Consider the following 1824-nt stretch of genomic DNA (forward strand, 5'->3'; position numbering starts at 1 on the left):
TCTCACGCGGAGGCGCGGAGGTCGCGGAGAACAGCGGAGGGGTTCTCCTGCTTTTCTCCGTGTCCTCCGCGCCTCCGCGTGATCCAGTTTTTATTCCTCGATGTCGGCCCAGCGGGCAAGCTCGCGAAGGGGCGGCCGGCCGTCGTGGTGCCACCAGGGCGGCGGCCACGCCATCTGCCCGAAGGTCGTGAACCGGCTCGCGCCGATGCGGGCCAGCGCCTCCGCCAGCACACGCGTGGACTCCGCGTCCGCCGCCACCCCCACCGTCTGCAGCACGGGCCCGAACCGCTCCACCAGCGCCGGGACGTCGTCCAGCGAGGCGACGGGCTTCACGCGGATCACCCGGTTCAGGCACGAGGCCGAGAAGTCGGGCTTGGGATCGAACACCACCGTCCACGCCGTTCCCTCCGCGGAAGCGTGGAGCCGCACGCCGCCGCCCCCGGCTTCCGCGAACTCGGCTTCCGCGCGAAGCTGGCGGATGGACGACGATTCGCCCGGGGCCAGCACGCCGCGCGGCAGCTCGCCCTCCACCGCCGCCATCTCCTCCGCCAGCATCGCCGCCCACGCGTCGGGCGACACGGGGCCGCCTTCCTCCACGTAGAACAGGTGGGGCGACACGCATCCCTGCTGGTCGAAGGTCGATGCGTCCAGCGCCGCCCCGCGGGCCGCCTCCCGCGCGTCGTTTTCTCCAAGAAAACTCCGGCCGACCACGCCGAACGACACCTTGGGCCCGTATCCCACGAACCGCGCGGTGACCGGCGTGCGGCTGCGGATGGTGGCCACCGCGTCCGCGCCGCCGTACACCACCACCGCGTCGGCCGCGTCCAGGGCGGCGCGCTCCATGGCCTCGTCGCCGCCCGGCCAGTACGTCACCGCCAGGCACTGCCCCAGCTCCGCGTCCGCTTCCGCCACGCCGCGGGCAAACAGCGCCGCCAGCAGCGGCTCGCCGACGGCGGCCTTGCCCAGCGTGGCCGACTTCAGCAGCAGCGAGCGGACGAGCGAGGTCACTGCCACGCCCGGGACGTTGCCGCTGAACACGTGCACCGCCAGGCGCGGGCCGAACGCGGCGTGAAGGCCGTTGCTCCGCGGCGCGGGGCGAAAGCCGTCCAGCACCCGCGGATCGCCGAACTCCGCACGCAGCAGCTCGCGCAGACGGGGCGCCCGCCAGTCCGCGGCCATGCGGTCCAGCACCAGGCGGATCATGGGCGGCGAGTAGGCCGTCACCGCGGGAAGCGCCCGCTCCGCCGCCTGCCGCAGGGGATCTGGCGGGTCCAGCAGCCGGGCGGCGACCGCGTCGATCACCCCGACGATTTCCGCCACCGGGCGATGCGCCAGGTGGCGGTCGCGCGCCAGGACGAGCGCATCTACCTGCCGCTTGAGGTCCGCGGGCGACAGGCGCGGGATGCGCACCTCGAACGCGTCGTCGCCCTTGCCGTACGACCAAGTGGTCGCCCGCGGATGCTCCAGCGCCGGCAGGTGAAAGGCGTCGATGACGGGCGCGCGGACGGTCACAGGAAGTCCCAGAACTGCGGATTCGCTTCCACGATCAACTCCCACTGCCCGTACCGCCCCAGCCCGCGCGCCACGTCGACGCGCAGGATGTCGTACAGGATGCCGACGCCCGCGCCTACCGAGGTCATCGTCCCCGTACGGTAGCGGGGGGGCTCAGGGGCCACGTCGCGGACGTCGAGTTCCGGCGCTCGCCGCCAGGCGCCCCCGGCGGCGGCGAACACGCGGCCGCGCAGGAAGGGGCTCCACAGGTCCGCGGCCGCCGTGGCGCGCGTCCACGCGAAGTAGTCGCCCCGGTACGAGCGGAAGGCGTAG

General features: G+C 73.6%; 2 protein-coding genes. Both read right to left on the reverse strand.

All coding sequences use genetic code 11. The features are described 5' to 3' along the window. Positions 1-90 precede the first annotated feature (90 nt). Complete coding sequence (locus VIB55_RS00590; RefSeq protein WP_331874715.1) at positions 91-1512, reverse strand: acyl-CoA reductase; 1422 nt, start codon at positions 1510-1512, stop codon at positions 91-93. After that, a partial coding sequence (locus VIB55_RS00595) for a hypothetical protein (RefSeq protein WP_331874716.1) occupies positions 1509-1824 on the reverse strand: 316 nt, incomplete at its 5' end. The genes VIB55_RS00595 and VIB55_RS00590, both read right to left, overlap by 4 nt.

Source organism: Longimicrobium sp. (assembly GCF_036554565.1).
In the GTDB taxonomy this organism is placed as follows: domain Bacteria; phylum Gemmatimonadota; class Gemmatimonadetes; order Longimicrobiales; family Longimicrobiaceae; genus Longimicrobium.